This window comes from Nitratidesulfovibrio oxamicus (assembly GCF_015731765.1).
Classification (GTDB): Bacteria; Desulfobacterota; Desulfovibrionia; order Desulfovibrionales; family Desulfovibrionaceae; genus Cupidesulfovibrio; species Cupidesulfovibrio oxamicus.
Window position 1 is genome coordinate 1 of record NZ_VRYY01000080.1, and the last position, 7,179, is coordinate 7,179.

General features: G+C 66.6%; 8 protein-coding genes and 1 pseudogene. All 9 read left to right on the plus strand.

All coding sequences use genetic code 11. The features are described 5' to 3' along the window. Positions 1-540, plus strand: a pseudogene (locus FVW20_RS03765) (hypothetical protein); the annotation flags it as partial. A 95-nt stretch (positions 541-635) separates the two neighbouring features. Continuing rightward, positions 636-2,732: an elongation factor G gene (gene fusA / locus FVW20_RS03770; protein ID WP_196608358.1), complete on the plus strand. Its 2,097-nt coding sequence runs from the start codon at positions 636-638 to the stop codon at positions 2,730-2,732. Positions 2,733-2,819: 87 nt separating this feature from the next. Continuing rightward, on the plus strand, positions 2,820-3,500 hold the full coding sequence (locus FVW20_RS03775) for a DUF2062 domain-containing protein (protein ID WP_307831334.1): 681 nt from the start codon (positions 2,820-2,822) through the stop codon (positions 3,498-3,500). A 197-nt stretch (positions 3,501-3,697) separates the two neighbouring features. Beyond that, positions 3,698-4,510: a 16S rRNA (adenine(1518)-N(6)/adenine(1519)-N(6))-dimethyltransferase RsmA gene (gene rsmA, locus FVW20_RS03780; protein WP_196608361.1), complete on the plus strand. Its 813-nt coding sequence runs from the start codon at positions 3,698-3,700 to the stop codon at positions 4,508-4,510. Positions 4,511-4,701: 191 nt separating this feature from the next. Next, positions 4,702-4,974, plus strand: coding sequence for an HU family DNA-binding protein (locus tag FVW20_RS03785; RefSeq protein ID WP_012611649.1), 273 nt, complete (start codon positions 4,702-4,704; stop codon positions 4,972-4,974). A 15-nt stretch (positions 4,975-4,989) separates the two neighbouring features. Beyond that, positions 4,990-5,178, plus strand: coding sequence for a hypothetical protein (locus FVW20_RS03790; RefSeq protein ID WP_196608360.1), 189 nt, complete (start codon positions 4,990-4,992; stop codon positions 5,176-5,178). A 194-nt stretch (positions 5,179-5,372) separates the two neighbouring features. Beyond that, entirely contained in the window at positions 5,373-5,576 is a 204-nt protein-coding gene (gene rpsU, locus FVW20_RS03795) for a 30S ribosomal protein S21 (protein ID WP_012611647.1), read from the plus strand. Positions 5,577-5,707: 131 nt separating this feature from the next. Next, complete coding sequence (locus FVW20_RS03800) at positions 5,708-6,154, plus strand: GatB/YqeY domain-containing protein (RefSeq protein ID WP_012611646.1); 447 nt, start codon at positions 5,708-5,710, stop codon at positions 6,152-6,154. 8 nt (positions 6,155-6,162) lie between these two features. Then, the coding region (locus FVW20_RS03805) for a MutS2 family protein (RefSeq protein WP_504739140.1) at positions 6,163-7,179 on the plus strand (1,017 nt) is incomplete at its 3' end.

Here is a 7,179-nt window from a genome sequence, read left to right on the forward strand (position 1 = left end):
GAACTGGCCGGACAGGAAGTGGTTGCCGACGTTGCGCCCGAGGCGCTGCCCGCGCTGCTGGAGGCGTTGGCCGCTGGCGCCGGGGCAGGGGGGACGATGGGAGCCGGGGGCCGCCTGCTGCTGCTCGGCGAACATCCCGACCACATATCTGCCCTGGCCCATGCGCGCGGCGTGCCTGCCTGGCGTGATGCACGTTCGCCGATCATCGGATGCGTGCCGCGAGGCGATGCCACCAGTGAACCCGATCGTCCGGACAATGCCGCCCTGCGCGCAGCCCACCCGGACGCCACCTTCATGGATGTGTCGGCCCAGCCTCGGCCCACGGCCCGTACCGCATCCTTAGCGCCGTTCGTCCCCTTGTCCGCTATCGCCTGCGCCCCGGCCCATGCGTCGGCCTGGCTGAACCATGCTGCTCTTGTGCTGGGGCCGGGCCATGAATGGTGCTGGATGCACCCCGGCCTTTTCCCGGACTGGTTCGCACGGCGCGTCGTGGCCCTGCTGCCTGCATCGGCTTCGCCCGGTTCTTCGGGCATGTCCTGACCGCTCCAGATCGCCTTGGGCGGCTCCCGCTGTTCATCCGCCCGTACCGTTCTCCGGTTTCCCACACCCTCGCACGCCAATCCCCGGAGCTCTCCATGTCGCACGCAGACACCGGCGGCAAACGCCCCCATCCCCGCCAAAAGGCGGCACCGCTGCGCAACATCGGCATCATCGCGCACATCGACGCGGGCAAGACCACCCTCACCGAGCGCATCCTGTACTATACCGACCGCATCCACCGCATGGGCGAGGTGCACGACGGCACCGCCACCATGGACTTCATGCCCGAGGAGCAGGAGCGCGGCATCACCATTGCCTCGGCCTGCACCACCTGCGCGTGGAACGGTCACACCGTGAACATCATCGACACCCCCGGCCATGTCGATTTCACCATAGAGGTGGAACGGTCGCTGCGCGTGCTGGACGGCGCGGTGGGCGTGTTCTGCGCCGTGGGCGGGGTGGAGCCGCAGTCGGAGACGGTGTGGCGGCAGTCCGAAAAGTTCGGCGTACCCAAGCTGGCCTTCGTGAACAAGATGGACCGTGCCGGGGCGGACTTCGGCGCGGTGCTGGAAGCCATGCGCACCCGCCTGGGCGCGGTGGTGGTGGCGGTGATGGCTCCGGTGGGCGAGGGCGAGGACTTCGAGGGGCTGCTGGACCTTGTGACCATGGAATATCTTTCGTTCGACCAGTCCACCCAGGGGCGCGAATATACCCGTACTCCGGTGGATCAGGTGGCCTCCCTGCCGGATGCCCCCGCCCCGGCGCTGCTCACCGCTGCCGTCGCATGGCGTGACAGGATGCTGGAAACCCTGGCCGAAGCCGACGATACCTTCATCGACGTGTATCTGGGCGGCGGCGACATGGACCCGCAGGTCATCCGCGCCGCGTTGCGCCGGGCCACCCTGGCCCGTCGGGCGGTGCCGGTGTTCGCGGGATCCGCCCTGCGCAACACGGGCGTGCAGCCCTTGCTGGACGGGGTGTGCGCGTACCTGCCCGGCCCGGACGAAACGGCTGCGGTGCTGGGCTACGACACCGCGCAGGGCCGCAAGGTGCCCGTGCCGTTCGACCAGGATGCGCCCCTGTCCGCGCTGGTGTTCAAGGTGGTCATGGAAGGCAGCCGCAAATACGCCCTGCTGCGCCTGTACGCGGGCGCGGCGTCCGAAGGGGATGCCTGCCGCAACGTCACCCGCGAGAAGGACGAGCGCTTCTCCAAGCTGTACCGGCTGCACGCCGGGCGGCGGGAGCAGATCGAAACCGCCGTGGCTGGCGACATCGTGGCCGCCGTGGGGTTGCGATCGGTGCGCACCGGCGACACCCTGTCCGACCCGGCCCGGCCCTTGCTGCTGGAAAACATTGCCGCGTACCGCCCGGTGATCTCGCTGGCGCTGGAGCCGCGCAATACCGAGGAGGGCGCCAAACTGGACGAGGTGCTGGAACGCTTCACGCTGGAAGACCCCACCCTGGCCGTGGAACTGGACGAAGGCACCGGCCAGCGCATCGTGTCCGGCATGGGTGAGTTGCACCTTGAAGTGGTGCTTGAACGCATGCGCCGCGAATACGGCGTGTCGCCCCGCGTGGGCAACCCGCAGGTGGTGCACCAGGAAACCATTCTTTCCGCCGCCACGGGCAGCGGCGAATTCGATCGCGAACTGGGCGACCAGCAGCATTATGGCCATGTGACCCTGTCCATGGCCCCCCGCCCGCGCGACGCGGGAACCCGCGTCCGCTTCGAGGTGGACACCCAGCAGTGGCCCCGCCAGTGGGTGGACGCGGTGGAGCAGGGCATCACCGACAGCCTGCAAAGCGGGGTGGTCAAGGGGTATCCCGTGCAGGACGTGGAGATTGCCGTCACCGAACTGCGCCGCCGCGACGGCGCCTCCAGCCCGGCGGGCTACCACATGGCCGCCGTGGCCGCCGTCAAGGATGCCCTGGGCAAGGCCGACCCGGTGTTGCTGGAGCCCATCATGTTCGTGGAAATCGGCGTGCCCGAGGCCCATGTGGGTTCGGCCATCGGCCTGCTGGGCGCGCGCGGCGGCAAGGTGGAGAACATGTTCGACCATTCCGGCCAGAAGGTGGTGCAGGCCCTGGCCCCGCTGCGCGAACTGTTCGGCTTTTCCACTGCCCTGCGTTCGGCCACCCAGGGCCGGGCCGGGCTGGTGATGCGCTTCGAACGCTTCGACAGGATGGAGTGATGCGCTTTGCAAGTACTGTGACGGCTCGCCCGGCGGTGTGCCTGTCAGGGATCGACGATGGAATGGTGGGGTAGGCTGCAGCGCTTCGTGCGCTTTCAGTATCTGCGGCTGATGCGCCAGTCCGCCTCGGCCCATTCGCTGGCCATGGGGCTGGCCGTGGGCGTGTTCGTGGGCTTTCTGCCCATAATTCCGTTCCAGACGGTGGTTTCGCTGGCGCTGGCTTTCGTGCTGCGGGGCAACCCCGTGGGTGCGGCCATCGGCACGTTCGTGTCCAATCCGCTCAACGTCATACCCTTCTACGCCATGCTGTACTGGGTGGGCGGTTTGCTCTGGCACACCACCGTGGCCTTCGACCCATCCCACCTGGACATGACCCACATGCTGGAACTGGGGCTGGATTTCTTTCTGGTGATGTGCCTGGGCGGGGTGGTGCTGGGCATTCCCGCCGCCTTCGTCACGTACATGCTGACCTTTCGCGGGGTGAACGCCTACCGCCAGCGCAGGACCATCAAGCTGCTGCGCGCCTGGCAGGCCCGGCGTGACGCCGGGTTTGCCCAGGCAGGCCTGCACGCCCAGGCAGACCAGGCAGACCAGGCAGACCGGGCAGGCCAGACAGCCCGGGCAGGCCAGACAGCCCGGGCAGGCCAGACAGGCCGGACAGGCCAGACTTCTCACGTTGGCCGGCTCCACCAGTCCCCCCCGCCTTCACAGACAGACCGAACCGTGGGCGCCGATACATCCGGCGGCCATGATGGAGATCGTTCATGACCCAGCGCGGCAAGCATTCCGGCAAGCCCGGCCTTTCCCGGCCACGACCGAACCGCTCGGAGGCGGGTGCGCCAGATCGGGCCCCCGGACGGTTCGGCCGGGGCCGCAACCGTTTCGACGGCCCGACGCCGGATGCGGACGGCAGTGACGGGGACGTGTCTGCCGCTGCAAGTGCCGGAGCGGGCGCAGACGACACCATGCCGTCACCCGACGGGGCGGGGGGGCCGCGCGCCAAGAAGAGCCTGGGCCAGAACTTCCTGCGTGACCGCAACATCGCCGCCAAGATCGTGGCGGCCCTGCGCATCGGGCCGGAGGACCGGGTCATAGAAATCGGCCCCGGCCCCGGCGCGCTGACCCGGCACATCCATGCCGCCGGTCCCGCCCAGCTGTTCCTGCTGGAAAAGGACTACCACTGGGCGACCGAACATGGCCGCACCCGCCCGGCGGAACCGCCGCTGATCACCCCGGTGCTCACCGACGCGTTGCTGTTCCCGTGGGAAAGGCTGACCCCTGCCCGTTCGTGGAAGGTCATCGGCAATCTGCCCTACAACGTGGCCTCGCCGCTGATGTGGGACATCCTGAGCACGGCTCCCGGCCTTGCGCGGGCGGTGTTCATGATCCAGAAGGAAGTGGGAGAGCGCATCGTGGCCGCGCCGGGCGGCGGGGCATATGGTGCGCTTTCGGTGTGGCTGCAAAGCTTCGTCACGCCGCACATGGAATTCATCGTGCCGCCGCAGGTTTTCGTGCCGCGTCCCAAGGTGGATTCCGCCGTGCTGTCCTTCGTGCCGCTGGGCGCGGCGCGGGGCCGGTTCGATCCGGCGCGCCTTTCGCGCCTGCTGAAGGTGTGTTTTCAACAGCGCCGCAAGCAGTTGCAAAGAATTTTGCGTGGTTATGTGCAGGGTGATGTGTCCGCGCTGCTGACAGGGCTGGGACTGGACCCGGCGGTGCGACCGGAAAGCCTTGCTCCGGAAGATTTTCACATGCTCTCGGAATCCGTCAAAATCCCCTGACAGCCTTGACTTTGTGCCGGGAATCATGTTTGTCGATGCGGAGTGTACCGTTGTTCCGTTGCGTGCAGGGTGCGCCTCCGGTTTTTCCGGGGCTGCTTGGGAAAAAAGGCGCAAACAGGGTGTCATGCCGCCCTCGGCGCTGAAGTCCGCAGGCAACCTGACCGCAGCTAACCCGAGAGGAGGAAAGGCAGATGACCAAGGCTGATCTGGTCGACAAGATCGCGGCAAAGGCCAACCTGACCAAGGCCAGCGCCGAGCGCTCGCTGAATGCGTTTCTGGACGCGGTGAAGGACGCTCTGGCCGCCGAAGGCAAGCTTACCCTGACCGGCTTCGGCACCTTCGCGGTCGAAGATCGCCAGGCGCGCAAGGGTCGCAACCCCCGTACCGGCGCGGAAATCAAGATTCCCGCGTCCAAGGTGGTCAAGTTCCGCCCCGGCAAGACCCTGAAGGACTCGATCAAGTAGGGTTGGAGGAACAACATGTTACACGGTGAAACCATTCACAGCCCCCTGCCGCAGGACATTCCGTGGTGGATGCCCGACCACGCCATCTTCTTTGGCGTGCTGTACGCAGTCCTGTTCGTGATTTGCAGCGGCGTGGGTTATGTGGTCCTGAAGTCGGTGATGGAAGCCTGCAAGGGCGGGTGTCATTCCGAAGGGCATCACTAGACGTCAGCTTTTCACCCGTTTCGGTCGCCTTGCGCGGTGCCGCCAACGGGTACTTTTTCGGCCCTGTCCGGCTTTGCCCAGTCAGGTTGATCCTTGGCGGGCTCGGACAGGGCTTGCTTTTTGCGCGCGGGCAGTGTAGACAACCCGTTCGCACCCACCCCGCAAGGGGATTTCTGGCGAAGGGGGTGATTTCTTTGCCCGGTGTGTATCTTAACGACGACGAATACAACTTCGACATCGCGCTGCGTCGCTTCAAGAAGCAGGTCGAAAAGGCCGGCGTTCTTTCCGAAATGAAGAAGCGTCAGCACTACGAAAAGCCCAGCGTGATGCGCAAGAAGAAGAAGGCGGCCGCCCGCAAGCGTCTCCTGAAGAAGATCAGGAAGATGAACATGGCCTAAGCCGCTTCGCCTGCGCGGGGCACTGCCCCTCACGCAGCCGCGACATGCCTGGAACGGGAAACCCGGAGGTCTTCCGGGTTTCCCGTATTCCGTATTTCCGGAACCCCATTCTTCTGCTCTGGTGGCACCCCATGAATCTTTCCGAACGCATCGAGAAGGACTACGTGTCGGCCTACAAGGCCAAGGACGCGGTGCGCCTGGGCGTGCTGCGCATGCTGAAGACCGCCGCCAAGAACATGCAGGTGGAGCTGATGCGCCCGGTGACCGAGGCGGAACTGCTGGACGTGGTGCTGAAGCAGGCCAAGCAGCGGCAGGACTCCATCGAGCAGTTCACCGCCGCGAATCGTACCGACCTGGCCGACAAGGAACAGGCGGAACTGGTCATCCTGCGCGAATACCTGCCCACCCCGCTGGAAGGCGACGAACTTGCCGCCGCCATCGATGCCGCCATCGCCGAAACCGGCGCCAAGGGCCCGCAGGACATGGGCCGGGTGATGCAGGCCATCATGAACGCCCACAAGGGCCGGGTGGACGGCAAGGCGCTTTCCGCCACCGTTCGCGCGCGCCTGGCGGGGTAGTCTTTCACATGGAATCCCGCAGCCTTCAGGTGCTGGAATTCGGCAAGGTGCTCACGCATCTTGCCGGATTGTGCGTTTCCGAAGCCGGGGCGGAAGCGGCCCTTGCCGTGCGCCCGCTGCCCGGCATCGACGCCGTGCACCATGCCGCCGCCCTGTTCGACGAAGCGCGACGCTGGGCCGGGCATACCGGATTCCGCCTTTCCTCCTTTCCTCCGCTGGACGGCGTGTTCCGCGCGCTGGGCGCCCCGGCCACGGTGCTGGACCTGGACGCGCTGTGGGCCTTGCGCCAGACCCTGGGGCTGGCCCGCAAACTGGCGGCGTCCATCCGCGAGGGGCAGTCAACCGGGGGCCGTTGGGACCTGTTGACCGCCCTGGTGGACAGCCATCCGCTGCCGCAGCGCACCGTGTCCGGCCTTGACCGTTGCGTGTCCGACGACGGGATGCTGCGCGATGAAAGCTCGCCCGAACTTTCGCTGGTGCGTGGCGAAATCCGCCGCATCCACCAGCAGTGCACCCGCAAGGTCAAGGAATACGCCCAGCGCTACAACATCGCCCACTACCTGCAGGACGAGTTCATGACTCTCTCGTCCGACCGGTACGTGCTGCCGTTGAAGTCCAACTTCAAGGGGCGCTTGCAGGGCATCATCCACGACTATTCGCAGACCGGCGAAACCTGCTACTTCGAGCCCATGTTCCTGGTGGAGCTGAACAACGGTCTTCAGGAACTGAAGCGCGAGGAACGCGAGGAAGAGCGCAAGGTGCTGCGCTATCTCACCGACCTGGTGCGCGACGAACTGGCCTCCGTGCGTGGCGCCTACGACCTGCTGGTGGAGGGCGACGTGCTGTGCGCGCGTTGCGCCCTGTCCGCCCGGTTCGAGGAATCCGGCGATGCCGGGGCCGTTTCGGTCACCGAGGGCGGCCATGTTTCGCTGCTGGGCGCGCGCCATCCGTTGCTGGCCCTGTCCGCCGCGCGCGGCGAAAAGGGCGGGACGGCAGCCGCTCAGGCTGTGCCGTCTGCCTCCCGC